Below are 20,248 nucleotides of genomic sequence, written 5' to 3'. Positions count from 1 at the left end.
TCTGCCGCCACCGCGGAGGTGCCAGTGGCAATGCCAGGCACAGCAGGCCAACGGCGAAAAGCGGTTTCATGATGCTTCCTTGCCAAAAGGGATGAAAGATGCCCGATCTCGCAAACGGGATTCCGCCGCTCTTCCAGCCGGACTCAGCGCACACAAAGTCGCGTTCGCATCTAAAATTGAGGTGGAAATATACACAAAATCAATACCCTGGGTTAAAGCCAGGGTCACAGTTCTGAGTTTAAGGAGGAGGCGCTGAAGAGGGCTTTAGCGCCTTACCTTGACGCAGTTCAGTGGCTCGGCACCATAGCCCCACACCAGGCGCGCCTCCCCCTGGTGCTCCCACAGGCTTTCATTTCGCCCCTGGTAACGGCTGCCACTGGCGGCGGGCTGTTGGAACATCAGGCTGCTCTGCCCGCGGAAATGGGCCACAGCCGTTGGAATCAGGCTTGGGAAGAAGGAGACGGAAAGCGTCTCCTGCGCCCCACCACAGAGGCAGTCAACGCGCGCTGACGCGGGAATAAGCCGGTACTGGGCCTTGAGCTCACTGATCCTGGTCCGGTAACTCTCTCTGGTGCAGCCTTGGGGATCGGCGCTCTTCCAACACTCGTTTCGCCCCTTGACCCAGCCCCGCTGGTAGGCGGACAACAAGTCAGCCTGCTCGGCCCCCGAGGCGGCTGCGGCGTAAACCCTGTCCAGTTCCTTATCCAGCTCGGCAAGCTCGGGCGTCTGGCAAATCAGAGTCTCTATGCTGGATGGCCCGGCAGCATCGCAGGGAAAGCTGGGCAAAGAGGGTGAAACGACACTGCAGGCGCACAAGGCCAGGCAGACAGCGGATAGGAGCAGTATTCTCATTGAACCGGGGCCCATGAAGCTGAAGAGTGCCCTAAGCCTATCACACAGAGGCACTCCTCCCTTTTGGTTAGAATCGGTAGCTGAGGTTGTAACCGAAACTGCTCACCTCGGTGTCGCTGCCCAGCTTACGGTAGGTGGCGCTGACGCCAAGCCCCAAGCCCATGTCGAACTGGTAGCGCCAGCCCAGGCTGATGCCGCCCCCCAGGCCACTGTCATCGAATAGCTCTTCTCCCTTTTCGTCCATCACATCAACACCGTAATGAAGCACGCGCAATGTGGCATAGAGGGAGTTGCGCTGGCTTACCCAGGTGGTGGCCCGGGCCGTCAGCTCCCAGGCCGAGTAATCCATGCTGCCATCGGCGAGTGCGAGCAGGGCCCCCACATCGAAGCTGTCCCCGGCCAGGTAATCGATACCGAACGCGTAGTTTTCGTTCAGCTGATATTCGTAGCCCAGGTAGCCTTGAAAAGCCAAGTCGTCGTTAACTGACTCTCCGCCCAACTCCTGAACCCAACCGGCTTCCCCCTGAACCTCAAACTGGTGCTGCGCCTCCCCGGCCTGAGCCATCAATGGCGCCACCAGCAGCAATGCAATCATCGTGCGTTTCATAACTACTCCATTTCTATGAAATCAATACCGTCTGTTTCTCGCCGGTCCGCGCCGGCACAGGGAAACATCAATAAATACACATGTAACTTATTTATTTCAATGAGTTTTATATATCAGTACCCGAAAAGTCGACGGGGCTAGCAGGTGGGAGCGCCCTTCATCGCAACTGACACCGCCACCGGTCTTGGGGGCCCAGGCAGTTGTGGGTTAGAGTCTATAGGTCCCCCTGAAGGAACAGGAGATCTCCATGCGCAACCTTCCGCCGATGGCCCTGCTGGCCCTGATCCCCGGGTTCGCCCAGGCCACCCCCTTTATCGCCCCCTTTGCCGGCTACGGCTTTGGCACCGGCGACATTGAGCTCAGCCGCAGCGACACCGGCGATGAGTTTGATCTGGGAATCGATGAGAAGGCCCATGGGGGCATCATGCTCGGCGCCAGCGTGGATGACACCGGCACCCTGTATCTCCTCTACAGTCATCAGTCCACCCGCTTCAGCCAGAGCCCGCCGGACCAGCCGGGGGATGACACGCTGGCGGTGGACTATCTGCACCTGGGCGGCAGTCGTTACTACCCGAGGAACGCATGGGGCCCCTATGTCAGCGGCAGCCTGGGGCTGACCCAGCTTCGCCCCGACTCCGGCTCCAGCGACAGCCGTTTCTCCCTGGGGGTGGGTGCTGGCCTCGAGTACCGGCTGACGCCGACGCTGGCGCTGTTTGCCGAAATTCGGGGGATGGCCACCTTCACCGACTCCAGCGGCAGCCTGGTGTGCCGGAGCGAGGGGTGCCTGTGGCGGGTCAATACCGATCTGTGGTGGCAGGGACAGGCCAATCTCGGCCTCAGCCTGTCATTCTGAAGCGCGGGTGCAGGCCGCCGATCCATCGTTGGCCGCCTGCATCTTCAACCAGAACTGCTGCTGACAGCGGTTGGAGAAGCTCTTCTCCATCGGGCGGATGGTCAGGCCGCGGGGATCGACCACCCTGTAGCTCAACCAGCACTCCGGACACATCGATTCGGCGCAGTCGGTCAACTCCTCCTCACAGCGGTAGAGCAGCTGCACACCGTTGCTGAAGCGGTAGCGGCACTCGCGGACCTGAACCTGGGCCAGTTCGTCGCGGTGATCGGCCAGGGTCTCGACCTGACCCGTCAGGCTGACGACGCCGGAACCGCACTGGATGGCACGAATATAGCTGGACAGCCGATGCATCGACCCCTCCTGACAAGCATGGGAAAGGGACCAGTCTAGGCCGTCGCAGAGGGAAAACAACCCGCAAACAAGATGGATATCTGTCCGACAGAAATAGGAAAAGCGCCAGGGCTTTCACCCCGGCGCCTCCGCCCTTCGCCGCAGCCCTAGAGGCGGATGCCGCCATCCACCTCGATGCAGCGACCAGAGAAGTAGTCGTTGGCGACGATAAACTCCACCGCCTGGGCCACCTCCTCCGCCAGTCCCAGCCGGCCAACGGGCACCATGTCCACCAGCCGCTGCAACGCCTCGGGCTTCATGGCATCGGTCATCTCGGTCTTGATCACCCCCGGGGCCACCACCCCGGTGCGGATGCCGTAGCGAGACAGCTCCCTGGACCAGCCCACCGCCATGGTGGCCACCGCCGCCTTGGAGGCGGAGTAGTTGGTCTGGCCGATGTTGCCGGCCCTGGCCAGGGAGGAGATGTTGATGATCACCCCGCGGCTGCCGGTCTCCACCATCACCGCCGCAGCCTCGCGACCACAGAGGAAGGTGCCGGTCAGGTTCACGTCGATCACCCGCTGGAACTGCTCCAGACTCATCTTGGCGGACACCTGGCCGTCTCGGGCCTTGATCAGCATGCCGTCCATCAGGATGCCGGCATTGTTCACCAGCACGTCCAGGGCACCGAAGTCCGCCTTGATGGCGGCGAAGGTCTGCTCCACCTGCGCCTCGTCGGTGATGTTCACCTGATAGCCCTTGGCGTCCATCCCCTTGGCCGCCAGCGCCTGGCAGGTCTCATCCAGGATCTCCGCCTGGATGTCCAGCAGCACCAGCCTGGCCCCCTGGCTGCCCAGGCGCTCCGCCATGGCCAGCCCAAGCCCTCGGGCACCGCCGGTGATCACCACCACTCTATCTTTCAGTTCCATCGGTTACTGCTCCTGTTGATGCGCAAACTGTTCGAAGATGCTGGAGAAGTCCCGTTTGCCGTTGCCCTTGGCGGCGTGCAGGCGGAACAGGCTGGTGGCCAGGGCGCCCATGGGGGTGGGGCTGTGACTGTCGGTAGCGGTCTGCATCGCCAACCCCAGGTCCTTGCACATCAGATCCACCATGAAGCCCCCCTGGTAGCCTTTGCTGGAGGGCACGTTCTCCATCACATCCGGACAGGGGTTGTACTTCTCCAGGGTCCAGTTGCCGCCGGAACTCACCTTGATGATCTCGGACAGCACCTTGGGATCCAGGCCGTTGTGGATCCCCAGCTGCAACGCCTCACTGGTGCCGGCCATCAGCACCGCCAGCAGCATGTTGTTGCAAATCTTAGCCACCTGACCGGCACCGGCGGCACCGGCGTGAAAGATGTTGGCGCCCATGTTCTCCAGAATGGGCCTGGCCCGGGCGAATCCGGCGTCACTGCCGCCGCAGATGAAGGTGAGGGTGCCCGCCGCCGCACCGGCGGTGCCGCCGGAGACCGGAGCATCGACAAACTCGATGCCGCGCCGGGCGGCGGCCTCGGCAACCACCCGGGCGCTCTCGGCGTCGATGGTGGAGCTGTCGATCAGCAGGGCGTCATCGGCCACGGTCTGAATCAGCCCCTCCTCCCCCAGGTAGAGGCCGCGCACATGCTTGCCCGCCGGCAGCATGGTGATCACCACCTCGGCCCCGGCGGCGGCGCCACAGCTGGAGCTGCAGGGGAGCGCCCCCAGCTCGGCGATGGCATGCACCGCGTCATGATTGAGGTCGAACACCCGGACCGTGTGGCCCGCTTTGACCAGGTTGAGGGCCATGGGGCCACCCATGTTGCCCAGTCCGATGAAGGCGATGGTAGCCATAACTACTCCTTGTTCCAGTTGATCAGGGGGTGATCACGCCAGGGGGGCGTCACCATGGCATCGATGTGGGCCGCCGGGACCTCGGCGGCGGTGGCAAAGCGCCACTTTGGTTGGCGATCCTTGTCGATCAGCAGGGCGCGAACCCCTTCGACAAAATCGCCCAGTTCGGCGCAGCGCACCGACAGCACCAGCTCATGTTGAAACACCTGCTCCAGGGTCAGCTCTGCGCCCTGGGCCAGTTGATGCCACACCAGGTGCATGGTGATGGGGCTGCCGCTGGCAAAGGTAGCCGCCGCCCGGGACAGCCACTTCTCATCGCTCTTCAGCGTCATCAGCCGTTCCACCACCGCCAGCAGATCGTCTCCGGCCATCAGGGCATCGATATCCTGTTGCCGGGCCGCCAACACACTGGCGGGCAGGGCTGCCTCATCCTGCTGCTGGTAGCCCCCGAGCAGCTCATCGATAAGGCCTTTGGCATCGTGGTGGTGCCACTCCAGGTGGCACAGGTCACTGAGCAGCTGCTCTCGACGGAAGCCGGCCACCGCGAAGTCCGCCAGCCCCACATAGCAGGCATCCAGGCCATTCATCTGGTAACCGGTGAGCCCCAGGAAGCGGCCGCAGTGACCCGGCATGCGGTTGAGGAACCAGGTACCGCCCACGTCGGGATAGAGGCCGATGGTGATCTCCGGCATGGCGATGCGGGAACTCTCGGTGACGATGCGGTGGCTGGCACCGGCCATCAGCCCCAGTCCGCCCCCCATGACGATGCCGCCGCCCCAGAGCAGGATCGGCTTGCTGTAGACATGAATCAGGTGATCGAGACGGTACTCCCGGGTGAAGAACGCCTCCACTTCGGGCACCCGTTGGCCGGGATGGGCCACGCAGGCGTCGTACATGGCGCGAATGTCACCACCGGCGCAGAACGCCTTGTCACCGGCGCCGTCGAGGACGACGCACTTGATCTCCTCCCGCTGCTGCCAGTCGCTCAGGGTGTCGAAAAGCAGATCCACCATCTCCAGGGAGAGGGCGTTGAGTGAGCGCTCACTGTTGAGGGTCAGGTGGCCAATCAGGGCGCCAGCGGCGCCCTGATGCTCCTGGACAAGAACCGGCGCACTCATCAGCGGTTCTTCCATTCGGGGGCGCGCTTCTCCAGGAAGGCGTTCACCCCCTCGGCCTGATCGTCACTGTCGAACAGATCCAGGAACAGCTCCCGCTCCCTCACCAGCGCCTGGCTGCGGGGCATGCTGCGGCCACTCTGCACCAGGGTCTTACAGGCGGCCACGGCCACCGGGCTCTGCTTGGCCACCTTCTCCGCCAGGGTCAGGGCGGCGTCCAGGGCACAGCCGCTGTCCACCACCTCCTCCACCAGACCGATAGTCAGGGCTCGGTCCGCCTTGATGCGTTCACCGCAGAGGATCATCCGCTTGGCCCAGCCCTCGCCCACCAGGGCGGTGAGGTTCTGGGTACCGCCGGCGCAGGGCAACAGCCCAACGGTGGCCTCCGGCAGGGCCATCTGCGCCTGGGACTCGGCGATGCGGATATCACAGGCCAGGGCCACCTCCAGGCCGCCGCCCATGGCGTAGCCGTTGATGGCGGCGATGGACACCCCGCGGAAGGCGGACAGGGCCTCGAAGGCGCGACCGAAGGCGCGGGCCATGTTGGCGGCCACCCCCTTGTCACCGTCGGCAAACAGCTTGAGATCGGCCCCGGCGGAGAAGAACTTCTCCCCCTCGCCGGTCAGCACCAGGGCGTAGATGTCACGGTCGTTGTTCAGTTTATCCACCAGCTGCTCCAGCTCACCCAGGCTCTGCTGGGTCCAGGTGTTGGCGGGCGGGTTGTCGACGGTCACCAGGGCGGTGTGGCCCCGGCGCTCCAGTGTCAGAAATTCCATCTTCATGGCTCCTTGTGAGCGGGGTTATTCGATCTGGCCGGCACTGTCATCCAGCAGGCGGCGGGCGACGATCAGGCGCATGATCTCGTTGGTGCCCTCGAGGATCTGGTGCACGCGAACATCACGGACGTGGCGCTCCAGCGGATACTCCTGGATGTAGCCGTAGCCGCCGTGGATCTGCAGCGCTTCGTTGCATACGTTGAAGCCGACGTCGGTGGCAAACCGCTTGGCCATGGCACAGTAGGCGGTTTTCTCGGGATCGTTGCTGTCCAGTTTGAACGCCGCCAGGCGCACCATCTGCCGCGCAGCCACCAGCTCGGTGGCCATGTCCGCCAGCTTGAACTGCAGCCCTTGGAACGCCGCCAGCGGCTTGCCAAACTGCTTGCGCTCGGCCATGTACTGCTGGGCCCGCTCCAGCGCCGCCTGGGCGGTGCCCAGGGAGCAGGCGGCGATGTTGATGCGGCCGCCGTCCAGCCCCTTCATGGCAAAGGTAAAGCCCTGGCCCTCCTCCCCCAGCAGATTCTCCACCGGCACCCGCACATTGTCGAAGGTCACCAGGCGGGTGGGCTGAGCGTTCCAGCCCATCTTCTCCTCCGCCTTACCATAGACGATCCCCTCGGCGTCGGCGGGCACGGCGATGGCGCTGATCCCCTTGGGGCCCTCACCACCGGTGCGGCACATCACCACCAGCAGCTCGGTGCTGCCGGCACCGGAGATGAACATCTTGGAACCATTGATCACATAGTGGTCGCCATCCCTTTCCGCCTTGGTGCGCAGGGAGGCGGCGTCACTGCCGGCGCCGGGCTCGGTCAGACAGTAGGAGGCCAGCTTCTCGCCGGTCACCAGTTGAGGGCACCAGGCATCCTTCAGCGCCTGGGTGCCCCAGGAGGCCACCATCCAGGTGGCCATGTTGTGGATGGTGATCATGGCGGTGGTGGCGGTACAGCCCTTGGACAGCGCCTCGAAGATCAGCGCCGAGTCCAGCCGGGACAGCCCCATGCCGCCGGCCTCCTCCGGAGTGTAGAGGCTGCAGAAGCCCAGCTCACCGGCACGCTGAATCACGTCCTTGGGGAAGTGGTGGTCCTTGTCCCACTGGCCGGCATTGGGGGCCAGCTCCGCCTCGGCGAACTGCTTGGCCACCTCGATAAAGGCCTGCTGGTCTTCAGTCAGGTTAAAGTTCATACAGGCTCCCTCCTACTTCAGCGCAATGGTCAGGTTCTGACCGGCCACGATGCCGGACTCGGGCCAGCGGGCGGTGATGGTCTTGGTCTCGGTGTAGAAGCGCACCGCCTGTTTGCCATAGGCGTGCAGATCACCGTAGAAGCTGTTCTTCCAGCCGGTGAAGGAGAAGAACGGCAGTGGCACCGGGATCGGCACGTTGATCCCCACCTGGCCCACCTCGATCTCATGCTGATACTTGCGGGCGGCGGCGCCGGAATTGGTGAAGATGGAGGTACCGTTGCCGAAGGGGTTGGCATTGATCAGTGCGATGGCATCGGCCAGGGTCTCCACCTCGGTGGTGCACAGCACCGGACCGAAGATCTCCTCCTTGTAGATGCGCATCTCGGGGGTAACGCCACTGAACAGGGTGGGCCCGACCCAGTTGCCGGACTCATAGCCCTCGACGGTGAAGTCGGAACCGTCCAGCAGGCAGTTGGCGCCCTCCTCCTTACCGGCCTGGATCAGCTCCAGTACCCGTGCCTTGGCGGCGGGGTTGATCAGCGGGCCATAGCCGGCCTCCTCATCGTCCCACAGGCCTGGACGCACCTTGGCCAGGGCCTCCTTCAGCTCTGGGATCCACTGCTTGGACTCGCCGACAAACACCGCCACCGAGATCGCCATGCAGCGCTGACCGGCGGCGCCCACGGACGCTCCCACCAGCTGGTTGATCACGGTGTCCTTGTCCGCGTCGGGCATCACCACCATGTGGTTCTTGGCTCCGGCAAACGCCTGCACACGTTTCAGGTTCTCGGTGCCGGTCTTGTAGATGTACTGACCCACGGGCACGGAGCCGACGAAGGAGATCGCCTTGATGTCCGGGTGAGTCAGGATGCCGTCCACCACCTCTTTGGCGCCGTGGACCACGTTGAGCAGTCCCTTGGGGGCGCCCGCCTCCTCGAACAGCTGGGCCAGCAGCATCGGGGTCATGGGATCCTGCTCCGAGGGCTTGAGCACGAAGCCATTACCGCAGGCGATGGCCATGGGGAACATCCACAGGGGGATCATCGCCGGAAAGTTGAACGGGGTGATGCCGGCGCACACGCCCAGGGGCTGGATGTAGCTGTAGGTATCGATGCCGCGGGCGACGTTCTCCGCAGTCTCCCCCATCATCATGCTGGCGATGTTGGCCGCCTGCTCCGCCACCTCGATGCCGCGCCACACGTCACCCTTGGCGTCGGCGATGGTCTTGCCGGTCTCCTGGGCCAGCACCTTGGCGATGCGATCGTGGTTCTCCTTCAGCAGGTGCTGATAGCGCAGCATCAGCCGGGCGCGGTCGGACACCGGGGTCTCCCGCCACTGCTGCTGGGCCGACTTGGCACTGGCCACCGCCTGGTTCACCTCGGCTTCGGTGGCGCAGTTGAGCTGGGCGATGGGGCCGTTGTCGGCGGGGTTGGTCACCAGGATCTGCTGCTCGCCGCAGCCGTCGGTGTACTCACCGCCGATCAGGTGCTTCACTTGTGTGGTCATGTTGCTTCTCCCGTTGAAAGGGCCGTCCGCGTATCGGTATGGAATAGTTGTGGGCGTCGGACGGCCGGTCCTTGTCTGTTATCGCTGAAAGTTAAACCAGTTCTATGGCCACCGCGGTGGCCTCTCCGCCGCCGATGCACAGGGAGGCCACTCCCCTGCTCAGGCCACGGTGTTTCAAGGCATGCACCAGGGTCACCAGCAACCGGGTGCCGGAGCAGCCGATGGGGTGACCCAGGGCGCAAGCGCCGCCGTTGACATTCACCTTGGCCGGGTCCAGCCCCAGCTCGTTGATGGCCAGCATGGTCACCATGGCAAAGGCCTCGTTGATCTCATACAGATCCACCTCGTCACGCTGCCAGCCGGCCCGCTCCAGCAGGCCGTTGATGGCACCGATGGGGGCGATGGTGAACTCCTCGGGGGACTGGGAATGGGTGTGGTGGGCCTTGATGCAGGCCAGGATCGGCAGGCCGTTGGCGCGGGCATAACCGGCACTGGTCACTACCACGGCGGCGGCACCGTCGGAGATGGAGCTGGCGTTGGCCGCGGTGATGGTCCCCTCCTTGGCAAAGGCGGGACGCAGGGCGGGAATCTTGTCGGGGCGGACATTGCCCGGCTGCTCATCGACGCAGACGGTCACCTGGCCCTTGCGGGTCTGGATGGTCACCGGCGCGATCTCCTCGGCGAAAGCCCCCGCTTCGATGGCGGCATTGGCCCGCTTGAGGCTCTCCAGGGCATAGGCGTCCATCTGTTCCCGGGTCAGGCCATGGTCATCGGCGGTGCCCTGGGCAAAGACCCCCATCGCCTTGCCGGTGTAGGCGTCTTCCAGGCCGTCGAGGAACATGTGGTCCAGCACCCTGCCGTGACCCATGCGCATACCGCCTCGGGCCTTGTCCAGCAGGTAGGGGGCCTGGGACATGCTCTCCATGCCACCGGCCACCACCACCTGGGCGCTGCCGGCACGCACCAGATCATGAGCCAGCATCACCGTCTTCATGCCGGAACCGCACACCTTGTTGACCGTAGTGGCGCCGCAGGAGTGCGGCAGGCCGGCCTTGAGCGTCGCCTGCCGGGCCGGAGCCTGGCCCAGGCCGGCGGGCAGGACACAGCCCATCAGCACCTCGTCCACCTGCTCGGCGGACACGCCGCTTCGCTGCAGCGCGGCGCGAATGGCGGTGGCGCCCAGCTCGGGGGCCGGTACGCCGCTCAGGGAACCCTGAAAACCGCCCATGGCGGTACGGCTGGCGGCAGCGATCACAACCTCATGATCCTTGATCATTGTTAACTCCTTGTAATGCGATTCATCCTAGGTTACTTGATGTATGACGTTTACGGCAACGTAAACTTTGGTTTAATGGGTGTCCAAAGTTTAGTCAGTTGTAAGCCCACGCTGACGCAAACTCCACTATCCTTATGGAGATCCAATGACAATCAGATGGCAATTCAATGGATAACAATGGACAGATGATGGTCAGCTGGGTGACTCGCACCCTGGAGATCAGTGCGGCACTGCTGATTTTTGTCATCGGAGTCGGGATCCTGGTCGTGGCTTACCTCTACGTCAAGGACGTGACCCAAACCCAGCAGGCGATCCGCCGCAACTACCCGGTGATTGGACGCTTCCGTTACTGGTTCGAGCACATGGGGGAGTTCTTCCGCCAGTATTTCTTCGCCCTGGATCGGGAGGAGATGCCCTTCAACCGGGCCCAGCGCAGCTGGGTCTACCGGGCCGCCAAGAACATCGACAGCACTGTTGCCTTCGGCTCCACCCGGCCACTCAACCAACCCGGCGACATCATCTTCCTCAACTGCCTGTTCCCCACCCTGAGGGAGGATGCGGTGCCGCCGACGCCGCTCACCATCGGCGAAGGAGTGGCCCGCACTCCCTACACCACCGCCAGCTTCTTCAACATCTCCGGCATGAGCTTCGGCGCCCTAAGCGTGCCGGCGGTGCGGGCCCTCTCCATCGGGGCCCACGACGCCGGCATCTGGATGAACACCGGTGAGGGCGGCCTCTCTCCCTACCACCTGGAGGGGGGCTGCGACCTGGTGTTCCAGATAGGCACCGCCAAGTACGGTGTCCGTGACGCCAACGGCAACCTGTGTGATGAGAAACTCAAGGAGGTGGCCCGCCACCAGCAGGTGCGGATGTTCGAGATCAAGATGAGCCAGGGGGCGAAGCCGGGCAAAGGGGGGATCCTGCCAGGAGGCAAGGTCACCGCAGAGATCGCCAAGATCCGCGGCATTCCCGAAGGCCAGGATTCCATCAGTCCCAATGGCTACCGGGAGATCCGCAACGTCGACGACCTGCTGGACATGATCGCCCGGGTACGGGAGGTCACCGGCAAACCCTGTGGCTTCAAGGTGGTGATCGGGCATACCGCCTGGCTGGAGGATCTGATGGCGGCGATCAAGGCCCGCGGCGAACAGAGCGCTCCGGACTTCATCACCCTGGACTCCGCCGACGGCGGCTCCGGCGCCGCCCCTCAACCCCTGATGGATTTCATGGGGCTGCCGCTGAAGCGAAGCCTGCCCTACCTGGTCGACACCCTGGAGGCCCACGGCCTGAGGCGCAGGATCAAGGTGATCGCCTCCGGCAAACTGGTAAACCCGTCGGACGTGGCCTGGGCCCTGTGTGTGGGGGCCGACTTCATCAACTCCGCCCGGGGTTTCATGTTTTCCCTGGGCTGCATCCAGGCACTGCAGTGCAACAGAAACACCTGCCCCACCGGCATCACCACCCACGACCCCAAGCTTCAGAAGGGGCTGGTGGTTGAGGATAAGGCCAAGCGGGTTGCCCACTACGCCCGTAACCTGATGCACGAAGTGGGGGTGATCGCCCACTCATGTGGGGTCCGAGAACCCAGGCTGCTGCGCCGCGACCATGCCCAGGTGATCAACGACCATGGACTTCCGGTCTCCCTGACCGAAACCAGCAGGCTCCAGTAACCAAGGCGACCACCGAATTCATCGTCTGACCGTCGCTCAGGCGCGGCTCCTCACGCCCCTGCCCACTGCCCGGGATTTGATCGGAAGACAGTTTTTCCTTGCCTGCCGTTAACAACGGGTTCACACCTCACATTTTCACACATTGAAACCCTCTATTTCGTTACGAGATCCGACCACCTTTGCCGGCCGTGACCGCCAAGCCGTGATCCGCGTCACTCCTGAACACAGCCTGAACCAAAATTTTCACCCGCTGACAGTTTTGCTTATACCCCTGCAACTTTTCTTCGCTCCATAGAATTAGAAATAACTAATACAGTGGTAACTAAAGAAAAGTGAAACACTCAGAGGTATCTATGAAACGTCGCTCCTACCAAGCTCTTACCGCAGTACTGCTGCTTACCGTATCTGCCGGCCTGGCCGCAGCCGAAGGCGGCAACCCCAAGAAAGGCAAGCACCTCTATAAGAAACACTGCAAGGCCTGCCACAGCAAAAGCAGCGAGGCGATGGAACTGACCCCCATGTCCAAGACCATGGCTCAATGGGATCGCTTCTTCGACCGCAACAAGCATAAGGCCAAGCCTGAAGTATTCCAGGGTCTGTCCGACCAGGCGCTTAAGGATATCCAGCAGTTCCTCTACGACCACGCCGCCGACTCCGACCAGCCGGCCACTTGCGGTTAATCAAACAACAACAAGCCCTTAAGGATATGATGATGAAACCCACACTCGTTGCATTAGTCGTCTCACAAGCGCTGATTCTGCCCCAGGCGATGGCCGCAGACAGCACCGAGAAATCCATTGACGACCTCAAGCGTCAACTGGCCGAAGTGACCGAAGAACTGGAGTACCTGTCTGAGCGCGTGAACAAGCCGGAAACCCACGCCGCCACCGACCGGGTACTGATCACCGGTGACTTCCGCACCAAGGCCCACACCCTGCACTACCAGGACGTGGTCTGGAGCCCCGGCGTCACCGTGGCCACCCCCATGGGTAACATGCCCATGTCCATGAATGGCCCAGGCTTCGTGCCCACCGCCCAGGACATCGACAACGACGTGTTCTACACCACCCGTCTGCGTCTGAACCTCAAGGCCAAGGTGTTCGATAACGTCAGCTTCGCCGGCCGCCTGACCATGTTCAAGAACTGGGGTGACTCCACCCAGGTCAACGTGTTCGACTCCTGGAACTCCTTCACCATGGACGGCACCAACAGCGGCCACCCCAACGGTGACACTGTCCGCGTAGAGCGCGCCTACTTCGACTGGAAGAACATCGGTGGCAGCGAACTCTATCTCTCCATCGGTCGTCGTCCCTCCAGCTATGGCTACCCCACCAACTTCCGCGAGAACGAACTGCGTGGCGGTACCCCATCGGGTCACCTGGTGAACTTCAACTTCGACGGCGCCACCCTCGGCTACCACACCGAGCACCTGACCGGCATGGAGGGCCAGGTGGTTCGCTTCTGCTACGGCCAGGGCTATGAGTCCCAGTGGGGCAACGGCGAGCTGTTCGGCAACACCTCGGTGGACGACGTGAACCTGGGCGGCTTCAACATCGACATCCTCAACGATGGCACCAACTTCCTGCAATTCATCCTGTTTGGCGCCAAAGACGTGGCCGACGGCTTCAAGGGTACCATGTCCATGCCCGACGAACTGCTGGCGATGTTTGGCCAGCAGGGCATGGGTAACGTCACCCCCATCGTTCGCTATCAGCCCAGCACCAACATCGGTGACATCTACCTGAGCGGCCTGACCTTCGCCCGCGAAGAGGACAGCGGCATCAAGTGGTTCACCTCCCTGGGCTGGACCCGTACCGACCCCAACGGCAACTTCGGCATGTTCGGCGGCATGAACAACGACCCGCTGTACGGCATGAACGAAGACGGCTCTCTGGGCGCCCCCATCGGCACCACTGACAATGAAGCCCACGATGGTTACTCCATCTACGCCGGTGTTCAAATCCCCGTCGGCGACGGCAAGTTCGGTCTGGAGTACAACTACGGCTCCAAGTACTGGACCCCCTTCACCCAGGCTCAGGACGATCCCATCGGCAGCAAGCTGGCCACCCGCGGTCACGCCTATGAGGGCTACTACATCCACGACATCAATCCCAAGATGTTCGTGAAGTTCGCGGCGCTGTACTACGACTTCGAGTACACCGGTTCCGGCTCCCCCGTGGGCGCTCCGCAGAACATTGATGAAGTACTGGCCGGTACCGCATTCACCATGCTGCCAGCGATGGACACCGCGTTTGACGTCAACGCCTCCATCACCGTCAAGTTCTAAGTTTCATCATCTCGGCGGCCCAACCTCTGTTCCAGAGGGGACGGCCGCCTCTCCAGGGAAAAGATATGCGCACACTACTGCTAACTACACTGCTGACCGGCCTGATGTTGCCGGTTGGCGCACATGCGGAGAACCCCCACAAAGAGTTCATCTCCGGTCCCATCAACAGCGGCCCCGAAGCCACCGCCCAGTGTATTGAGTGTCACGAAGAGCACACCGAGGCCTTCATGCAGACCAGCCACTGGACCTGGGCCAAGGAACAGGTCGTCAACGGCAAGACGGTGAAACTGGGTAAGAAGAACGCCATCAACAACTACTGTGTCTCCGTCTCCAGCAACGAGCCCCGCTGCACCAAGTGCCACGCCGGCTACGGCTATGAGGACGCCAAGTTCGACTTCACCGATGCCACCAAGGTCGACTGCCTGGTGTGCCACGACACCACCGGCACCTACCAGAAGGATCTTAGCGGTTACGCCTTCAAGAGTGTCGATCTGGTGAAGGTTTCACAAAATGTGGGTGCCCCGGTACGCGACAACTGTGGCAGCTGCCACTTCTTCGGCGGCGGCGGTGACGGCGTGAAACACGGCGACCTGGACTCCAGCATGGCCTACCCAGACAAGGCCTTGGATGTGCACATGGACGCCGATGGCATGGACTTCCAGTGCCAGGACTGCCACAAGGGTGAATCCCACACCATCAAGGGCCAGGCGATGAGCGTCTCCCCCGGCAGCACTGACCACATGGAGTGCACCAGCTGCCACGACAACCAGGTCCACAAAAACGCCAAGCTCAACCGGCACACCGAGAAGGTGGCCTGTCAAACCTGCCACATCCCCGAGTTTGCCAAGGTTGAACCCACCAAGCTCTGGTGGGACTGGTCCGAAGCGGGCCAGGATCGCGAAGAGAGCAAGAACCAGTGGGGCCGCAAGGACTACATGAAGAAGAAGGGCAGCTTCGTCTGGGGCCAGAAGGTTCAGCCCGAGTACGCCTGGTACAACGGCACCGCCGAAGCCTACCTGTTCGGTGACACCATGGATCCCGCCAAGGTAACCGCCCTGAGCAAGCCCATGGGCAGCAAGGACGACGGCAAGTCCAAGATCTACCCCTTCAAGGTGCACCGCGGCAAGCAGATCTACGATGCCAAGCACAAGGTGTTTATCCCCACCAAGGTGTTCGGCAAAGACGGCTATTGGAAAACCTTCGACTGGGACAAGGCCGCCACAGCCGGCATGAACAACCATCCCACCATGCAAGCCAAGGGGCTGACCTACAGCGGTCAGAACGGGTTTGCCGAGACCGAGATGTGGTGGCGCATCAACCACATGGTCTCGCCCAAGAGCGAAGCCCTCAAGTGCAGTGCCTGCCACAGCAAAAAGGGTCGACTGGACTGGGAAGCCCTGGGCTACGACCAGGATCCCATGAAAGCCAAGAAGAAGAAGTAACCTAGGGGCGTAGCCCGGAATCTCACCTCCGGGACTAAGGTTGGCCCGCCATCAGGCGGGCCTTTTTTATGTCTGCACTCCATCAGGCAGGCGCTGGACAACTGGGCGCCAGGTGATAATAATTTTCGTTGATAACAACAGACTTAGCGAGCGAGGGCAGGCCACCATGAGCCGCGACATCGAACGATGGCTGGAGCGGGATCCCGACCCCGATACCCGGGAGGAGCTGAGGCAGCTGCTGCGAAGCGGGGACGAGGAGGAGCTGAGGCAAAGGTTCGATGGCCGCCTGGCCTTCGGCACCGCCGGGTTGCGAGGTATCGTAGGTGCGGGGCCCAACCGCATGAACCGTCTGGTGCTCCAGGAGACCGCCACCGGCCTGGCCCACTACCTGAAATCCCGACAGGGGCAGGCGGCCAGCCGCGGGGTCGTCATAGGCTACGATGGCCGCCCCGACTCGCGCCAGTTTGCCGGGGACACCGCCTCGGCACTCACTGCCCAGGGGATCCCGGTGTTCCTCACTGCCAGGGTCGCCCCCACCCCGCTGGTGGCCTTCGGCGTCAAGCACCTGGGGGCTGCCGCCGGCGTGGTGGTCACCGCCAGCCACAACCCGCCCCAGTACAATGGCTTCAAGGTCTACTGGAGCAACGGCGCCCAGATCATCCCGCCCCATGACAGCGGCATCGCCGCCGAGATCGACAACGCCGCCCGCGCCGAGCTGGCCTTGCTGTCCCTGGATCAGGCCGAGGCACAGGGGCTGCTGACCTGGCTGGACACCCCCTTCTTCGATGCCTATCGACGGATGGTGGAGGCCAGCCCCCTGCTGAGTAACCACAGCCAGCCCCAGGCCATCAGCATCGCCTACACCGCCATGCACGGGGTCGGCGCCGAAATGGCGGAGACCCTGCTTGCGGATGCCGGCTTCGACCGGGTCTACAGCGTCGCCGCCCAGCGGCAACCGGACGGCACCTTTCCCACGGTGCCCTTCCCCAACCCGGAGGAACCCGGCGCCATGGACCTGGTGATCGCCGAGGCTGCCAAGCACCGCGCCACCCTGGCGTGCGCCAATGACCCGGACGCCGATAGGCTGGCGGTGGCGGCGCGCACCGACGACGGCCACTACAAGATGCTCACCGGCGACCAGGTGGGGATCCTGTTGGGGCACTACCTGCTGAGCCACACCACCCCAGAGCAACAGCTGATGGGGACCAGCATCGTCTCCTCCAGCCTGCTGGAGAAGCTGGCCAGGGCGGCCGGCGCCGGATACTACCAGACCCTCACCGGCTTCAAGTGGCTAACCAACGTGGCGATGCAGCGCCAGGACCCCGAACACCGGTTTCTGTTTGCCTATGAGGAGGCTCTGGGCTACACCGTTGGCGAAGTGGTGTGGGACAAGGATGGGCTGTCGGCCCTGCTGGCCTTTGCCCAGATGACCGCCGAGCTGGCGGCACAAGGGATGACTTTGTGGGATCGGTTGGAATCGATCTACCGCCAACACGGCCTCCACCTCAATGCCCAGCGCAGCATCGCCCTCGACCCGGCCGCACCCGCCGTCGGCGATAAGCTGCGCGCCGACCCGCCTAAACGGATCGCCGGGCAGGCGGTCACCGCCGTCGATGACCTGAAGGCCTCACTAAGAGTCTACGCCGACGGCCGCACCGAGCCCCTCGACCTGCCCGGCAGCGACGTGTTGATCTACCAGCTGCGGGGCGGCGCCCGCGTGGTGGTGCGCCCCTCCGGCACCGAGCCGAAGCTGAAGTGCTACTACGAAGTGGTGGAGCCGATCGGCCGAGAGGAGAGCCTGGAGCAGGCGCAGCTGCGCGCCGATGCCAGGATGGCGGACCTTATTCGGCAGCACCAGGCCTCCCTGGCGGAGTAGCACCAGACCGATGCCCATTGGTGACTGCGACAGCCTGGCCCAGAGGGGCCAACACCTCCTTTGGCGCCAATGGCGGACATCGCGGTTTGGAAACGAGGGGGGTTATACCTGCAGGATCTTGTTGGACTACAAGGATTGTGATTGAGGTCATCGATAATCAAACAAATGAGACAATCTCTTGTGGAGCAACCGTCTTGATTCAAGACTCAGGTTATGAAGAAACGTTAGAGAATCCAAGTGGATCAGATTGCCGATCATATAAAGCTTTGATTGGCGTCTATGAGCGCGCTGGGTTCTATAACGTAATCGTGTCAATATACGGACAAGAAAATAGGTCTGATTACGACATTGAAGTTGAATCGGGTGTGTGCCATGTAAACACAGCACGATTTAAATCTGGTTTAATTAAGTTATAGGCTGCAAGGACTATAAAGGAAATCTAGAGGCTGCCTTTACGCTCAGGTTAAGGGGGGGAATAAAGTTTACTCTCCCCCCCTTTTTTGTTGACACCGTGAAGCCAATTCAACTATTGAATCAAGACAGGTGCATAGCCAACGGATTGATAACCCATAGAGGAGATGAAGGTATTACCAACGACTACAACCTCGGGAAGAATTGTTGCATTATCGACACCGAATAGTGACGTGGCCACTGAACAGGCTTCTAGGCGAACATTGGGTAGTGCAGCCACAGCCTTGACCAATGTCTTGGTGGCGGCGGTGGCGGTATCGTCAATTAAGGTGACCGATGGGCCACGAAAGGCGATGACAAACATTGGTTCAACACCTTGGTCTTCTAATCCTTTACTGGTTTCCAAGATAACATCGAAATAGAGTTCCAAGCTCTCGGCGTTAGCTATGTTGACATCAAAAAACAGTTTTCCAGTGGTTTCTCCGGCCAGAGCGACTTGGTCATTTGGTTCTGTTGGGGGCAGTGTTGAATCGGAGTCGCTGCCGCAACCAGCGGTCAGCAGTACCGTGCCGCATAGACAGGCGAACAGAGTAAACTTTGATATTTTTTTCATAGTAATTTCCTTTACAGCTTAAAGGTGTACGAACGGCGGCGGTTACATAATGGTCACTGTCGCGTACCCCTTAGTGCTGCTACCAAATCCAGCGGCGGAAATAAATGTGTTACCAACTACGTTGATGTCAGCAAGGATGTCAGCATTATCAATGCCAAACAATCTCGTGGCGACGGAACAGGCTTCAATTCTAACGCCGTTCAGTCCTGCCAATGTTACGATCTGTGTTTCCAGCGCAGCATCAGAAGCTTCGTAGGTAATAAAAGAAACTGCCGGGCCACGGAAGGCGATTACAAAATCTGGAGTAACGCCTTGTGCTTCGAGGCCGTCATAGGTTTCTTTGATGACATTCAGATACAAGGGGAGACTTTCTGGAGTGCTGAGATTGATATCGAACAGGATTTTCCCTTCGGTCAAGTCACCGAGAGCGACGCTGTCATTTGGTACCGCGAAGGCTGTTGTTGTCAGGCAGGTGAGAGCCAAGCTGAAAGCAACTAGCATGGTTTTCAGGTTGATACGTTTTTTCATGATTTCTCCTTTTCGGGGGGTAGTAAAGTTGGAGCCAATGAATAAAACGAAATTATTATATAAGCAGAATCTTATACAGAAAAACCTAATAAAAGCGTGAGCACCCTCTCCAGTAATAGAATTCAGACATGAGAAGTGTGACGCACGTTAAATCATGGCAACCGCACAAACAACTAAGACACCCAAAGCCGTTAGAGTCATTTATGCATATACTATTGTATTAGAAAGGCTTTTTTGTTCGGAGTCGTTGGGTATACATCGCCAACTGATTATCATCACTGGGAGAACTTTCCACCAGACAACCAGGAAAAGGTCTGAGGAGGGTGAAGAGCCCTCAGCGCCATAGACACTAGTCAGCTTTACAATGACCGCCATGTGGCGCTAACAGCCCTTCGGGCATCCCCATCCACTCACTTGGGCCGGGCAACCCGGCTCAATGCCGGCGCTGTCCTTTCAGCTCATCGAGTACCTGCACCAAGGAGGGCAGCACCTTGTGGCCGAACGCCCGCACCTCTTCGCAGGGGTCGACCAGGTCCGGGATCTGGTAGGTGATCATGTTGGCGGCAACGGCCGAACGAACGCCGTTGTTGGAGTCTTCGAAGGCCAGGCAGGTCGCCGGATCCACGTTGAGCCGGCGTGCCGCCAGCAGGTAGATCTCCGGGTGCGGCTTGCCCTGGCTGACCTCGCAGCCGGCGGCCAGCTGGTCGAAGTAGCGATCCAGCCCGGCCAGGGCCAGTTTCCTTAGCGCCACCTCCCTGGCGGTGGAGGTGGCAACGGCGGTCGGTAGGTCGTTCGATTTCAGCCACTCGAGCAGCGCCACCACCCCGGATTTCACCGGTATCGGCTGATGCTTAACCACGCCGTAGTAACGGGTGCGCCATTCGAGATCCAGCCGGTCGAGATCGTCGCCATAGGTGCGCCGAAAGATGCGCTCGATCCCCGCCGAGTTGCGCCCGATGATCGACAGGTAGACTTCCTGGTGGAAAGGCAGCTGCTGCGCCTGGCACGCTTCCTGAAAGATGCGCATGCACAGGCGTTCGGTGTCCAGCAGGAGACCGTCCATATCGAAGATTGCGGCTTGGTAGTTCATTGGGG

19 protein-coding genes are annotated in these 20,248 nt (G+C 61.5%); 6 read left to right on the top strand and 13 right to left on the bottom strand.

Annotated elements, in window-relative coordinates; translation table 11 throughout:
• Positions 1–264: 264 nt before the first annotated feature.
• Together FCL40_RS06520 and FCL40_RS06515 are read right to left on the bottom strand one after the other, a co-directional pair.
• Positions 265–852: an MliC family protein gene (locus FCL40_RS06520; RefSeq protein ID WP_136852359.1), complete on the bottom strand. Its 588-nt coding sequence runs from the start codon at positions 850–852 to the stop codon at positions 265–267.
• A 67-nt stretch (positions 853–919) separates the two neighbouring features.
• Entirely contained in the window at positions 920–1,459 is a 540-nt protein-coding gene (locus FCL40_RS06515; protein WP_136852358.1) for an outer membrane beta-barrel protein, read from the bottom strand.
• A 247-nt stretch (positions 1,460–1,706) separates the two neighbouring features.
• Here FCL40_RS06515 and FCL40_RS06510 point away from each other — a divergent pair, with 247 nt between their 5' ends.
• Positions 1,707–2,312, top strand: coding sequence for an outer membrane beta-barrel protein (locus tag FCL40_RS06510; protein WP_136852357.1), 606 nt, complete (start codon positions 1,707–1,709; stop codon positions 2,310–2,312).
• On the opposite strand, the gene FCL40_RS06505 is transcribed toward FCL40_RS06510, so the two are convergent.
• From FCL40_RS06505 to FCL40_RS06470, 8 genes are all read right to left on the bottom strand, one after another.
• A complete protein-coding gene (locus tag FCL40_RS06505) occupies positions 2,304–2,663 on the bottom strand; it encodes a hypothetical protein (protein ID WP_136852356.1) in 360 nt (119 codons plus the stop codon). The two genes, FCL40_RS06510 and FCL40_RS06505, sit on opposite strands and share 9 nt — an antisense overlap.
• Positions 2,664–2,809: 146 nt before the next feature.
• Entirely contained in the window at positions 2,810–3,571 is a 762-nt protein-coding gene (locus FCL40_RS06500; protein ID WP_136852355.1) for an SDR family oxidoreductase, read from the bottom strand.
• A 3-nt stretch (positions 3,572–3,574) separates the two neighbouring features.
• The gene (gene mmsB / locus FCL40_RS06495) at positions 3,575–4,471 is read right to left on the bottom strand and encodes a 3-hydroxyisobutyrate dehydrogenase (RefSeq protein ID WP_136852354.1); all 897 of its coding nucleotides are present in this window, start codon (positions 4,469–4,471) and stop codon (positions 3,575–3,577) included.
• 2 nt (positions 4,472–4,473) lie between these two features.
• Positions 4,474–5,589: an enoyl-CoA hydratase/isomerase family protein gene (locus tag FCL40_RS06490; RefSeq protein WP_136852353.1), complete on the bottom strand. Its 1,116-nt coding sequence runs from the start codon at positions 5,587–5,589 to the stop codon at positions 4,474–4,476.
• On the bottom strand, positions 5,589–6,362 hold the full coding sequence (locus tag FCL40_RS06485; protein WP_136852352.1) for an enoyl-CoA hydratase: 774 nt from the start codon (positions 6,360–6,362) through the stop codon (positions 5,589–5,591). Before FCL40_RS06485 ends, FCL40_RS06490 begins: the two co-directional genes overlap by 1 nt.
• Before the next feature lie 24 nt (positions 6,363–6,386).
• On the bottom strand, positions 6,387–7,544 hold the full coding sequence (locus tag FCL40_RS06480) for an acyl-CoA dehydrogenase family protein (RefSeq protein WP_136852351.1): 1,158 nt from the start codon (positions 7,542–7,544) through the stop codon (positions 6,387–6,389).
• A gap of 12 nt (positions 7,545–7,556) precedes the next feature.
• Positions 7,557–9,050: a CoA-acylating methylmalonate-semialdehyde dehydrogenase gene (locus tag FCL40_RS06475; protein WP_136852350.1), complete on the bottom strand. Its 1,494-nt coding sequence runs from the start codon at positions 9,048–9,050 to the stop codon at positions 7,557–7,559.
• A gap of 91 nt (positions 9,051–9,141) precedes the next feature.
• Positions 9,142–10,326, bottom strand: coding sequence for a thiolase family protein (locus FCL40_RS06470; RefSeq protein WP_136852349.1), 1,185 nt, complete (start codon positions 10,324–10,326; stop codon positions 9,142–9,144).
• Between the two features lie 188 nt (positions 10,327–10,514).
• Between FCL40_RS06470 and FCL40_RS06465 the strand changes: the two genes are divergently transcribed.
• From FCL40_RS06465 to FCL40_RS06445, 5 genes are all read left to right on the top strand, one after another.
• Positions 10,515–11,996, top strand: a complete 1,482-nt coding sequence (locus FCL40_RS06465) for an FMN-binding glutamate synthase family protein (RefSeq protein WP_407644143.1) — start codon at positions 10,515–10,517, stop codon at positions 11,994–11,996.
• Positions 11,997–12,349: 353 nt separating this feature from the next.
• Complete coding sequence (locus FCL40_RS06460; RefSeq protein ID WP_136852347.1) at positions 12,350–12,676, top strand: c-type cytochrome; 327 nt, start codon at positions 12,350–12,352, stop codon at positions 12,674–12,676.
• 29 nt (positions 12,677–12,705) lie between these two features.
• Positions 12,706–14,283: a DUF3373 domain-containing protein gene (locus FCL40_RS06455; protein WP_407644140.1), complete on the top strand. Its 1,578-nt coding sequence runs from the start codon at positions 12,706–12,708 to the stop codon at positions 14,281–14,283.
• A 65-nt stretch (positions 14,284–14,348) separates the two neighbouring features.
• Positions 14,349–15,725 carry a tetrathionate reductase family octaheme c-type cytochrome gene (locus tag FCL40_RS06450; RefSeq protein ID WP_136852345.1) on the top strand — a complete coding sequence of 459 codons (1,377 nt, stop codon included), beginning with the start codon at positions 14,349–14,351 and terminating at the stop codon, positions 15,723–15,725.
• A 166-nt stretch (positions 15,726–15,891) separates the two neighbouring features.
• The gene (locus tag FCL40_RS06445; protein WP_136852344.1) at positions 15,892–17,601 is read left to right on the top strand and encodes a phospho-sugar mutase; all 1,710 of its coding nucleotides are present in this window, start codon (positions 15,892–15,894) and stop codon (positions 17,599–17,601) included.
• Between the two features lie 526 nt (positions 17,602–18,127).
• On the opposite strand, the gene FCL40_RS06440 is transcribed toward FCL40_RS06445, so the two are convergent.
• From FCL40_RS06440 to FCL40_RS06430, 3 genes are all read right to left on the bottom strand, one after another.
• Positions 18,128–18,625 carry a hypothetical protein gene (locus FCL40_RS06440; protein WP_136852343.1) on the bottom strand — a complete coding sequence of 166 codons (498 nt, stop codon included), beginning with the start codon at positions 18,623–18,625 and terminating at the stop codon, positions 18,128–18,130.
• A 42-nt stretch (positions 18,626–18,667) separates the two neighbouring features.
• On the bottom strand, positions 18,668–19,153 hold the full coding sequence (locus tag FCL40_RS06435) for a DsrE family protein (protein WP_136852342.1): 486 nt from the start codon (positions 19,151–19,153) through the stop codon (positions 18,668–18,670).
• Positions 19,154–19,586: 433 nt separating this feature from the next.
• The gene (locus FCL40_RS06430) at positions 19,587–20,243 is read right to left on the bottom strand and encodes an HAD family hydrolase (protein ID WP_136852341.1); all 657 of its coding nucleotides are present in this window, start codon (positions 20,241–20,243) and stop codon (positions 19,587–19,589) included.
• Positions 20,244–20,248 lie beyond the last annotated feature (5 nt).

The organism is Ferrimonas sediminicola (genome assembly GCF_005116715.1).
Lineage (GTDB): Bacteria > Pseudomonadota > Gammaproteobacteria > Enterobacterales > Shewanellaceae > Ferrimonas > Ferrimonas sediminicola.
The sequence above is the reverse complement of the archived record's forward strand: the minus strand, read 5'-3'. Positions and strand labels throughout refer to the sequence as shown.

Bases quoted from the DNA above. Each gene is read 5' to 3' on its own strand.
- FCL40_RS06485 (WP_136852352.1), bottom strand. From the start codon at position 6,362: ATGGAATTTCTGACACTGGAGCGCCGGGGCCACACCGCCCTGGTGACC.
- FCL40_RS06430 (WP_136852341.1), bottom strand. From the start codon at position 20,243: ATGAACTACCAAGCCGCAATCTTCGATATGGACGGTCTCCTGCTGGAC.
- FCL40_RS06435 (WP_136852342.1), bottom strand. From the start codon at position 19,153: ATGAAAAAACGTATCAACCTGAAAACCATGCTAGTTGCTTTCAGCTTG.
- FCL40_RS06455 (WP_407644140.1), top strand. From the start codon at position 12,706: ATGATGAAACCCACACTCGTTGCATTAGTCGTCTCACAAGCGCTGATT.
- FCL40_RS06460 (WP_136852347.1), top strand. From the start codon at position 12,350: ATGAAACGTCGCTCCTACCAAGCTCTTACCGCAGTACTGCTGCTTACC.
- FCL40_RS06475 (WP_136852350.1), bottom strand. From the start codon at position 9,050: ATGACCACACAAGTGAAGCACCTGATCGGCGGTGAGTACACCGACGGC.
- FCL40_RS06445 (WP_136852344.1), top strand. From the start codon at position 15,892: ATGAGCCGCGACATCGAACGATGGCTGGAGCGGGATCCCGACCCCGAT.
- FCL40_RS06515 (WP_136852358.1), bottom strand. From the start codon at position 1,459: ATGAAACGCACGATGATTGCATTGCTGCTGGTGGCGCCATTGATGGCT.
- FCL40_RS06480 (WP_136852351.1), bottom strand. From the start codon at position 7,544: ATGAACTTTAACCTGACTGAAGACCAGCAGGCCTTTATCGAGGTGGCC.
- FCL40_RS06470 (WP_136852349.1), bottom strand. From the start codon at position 10,326: ATGATCAAGGATCATGAGGTTGTGATCGCTGCCGCCAGCCGTACCGCC.
- FCL40_RS06450 (WP_136852345.1), top strand. From the start codon at position 14,349: ATGCGCACACTACTGCTAACTACACTGCTGACCGGCCTGATGTTGCCG.
- mmsB (WP_136852354.1), bottom strand. From the start codon at position 4,471: ATGGCTACCATCGCCTTCATCGGACTGGGCAACATGGGTGGCCCCATG.
- FCL40_RS06440 (WP_136852343.1), bottom strand. From the start codon at position 18,625: ATGAAAAAAATATCAAAGTTTACTCTGTTCGCCTGTCTATGCGGCACG.
- FCL40_RS06500 (WP_136852355.1), bottom strand. From the start codon at position 3,571: ATGGAACTGAAAGATAGAGTGGTGGTGATCACCGGCGGTGCCCGAGGG.
- FCL40_RS06510 (WP_136852357.1), top strand. From the start codon at position 1,707: ATGCGCAACCTTCCGCCGATGGCCCTGCTGGCCCTGATCCCCGGGTTC.
- FCL40_RS06520 (WP_136852359.1), bottom strand. From the start codon at position 852: ATGAGAATACTGCTCCTATCCGCTGTCTGCCTGGCCTTGTGCGCCTGC.
- FCL40_RS06490 (WP_136852353.1), bottom strand. From the start codon at position 5,589: ATGAGTGCGCCGGTTCTTGTCCAGGAGCATCAGGGCGCCGCTGGCGCC.
- FCL40_RS06465 (WP_407644143.1), top strand. From the start codon at position 10,515: ATGGTCAGCTGGGTGACTCGCACCCTGGAGATCAGTGCGGCACTGCTG.
- FCL40_RS06505 (WP_136852356.1), bottom strand. From the start codon at position 2,663: ATGCATCGGCTGTCCAGCTATATTCGTGCCATCCAGTGCGGTTCCGGC.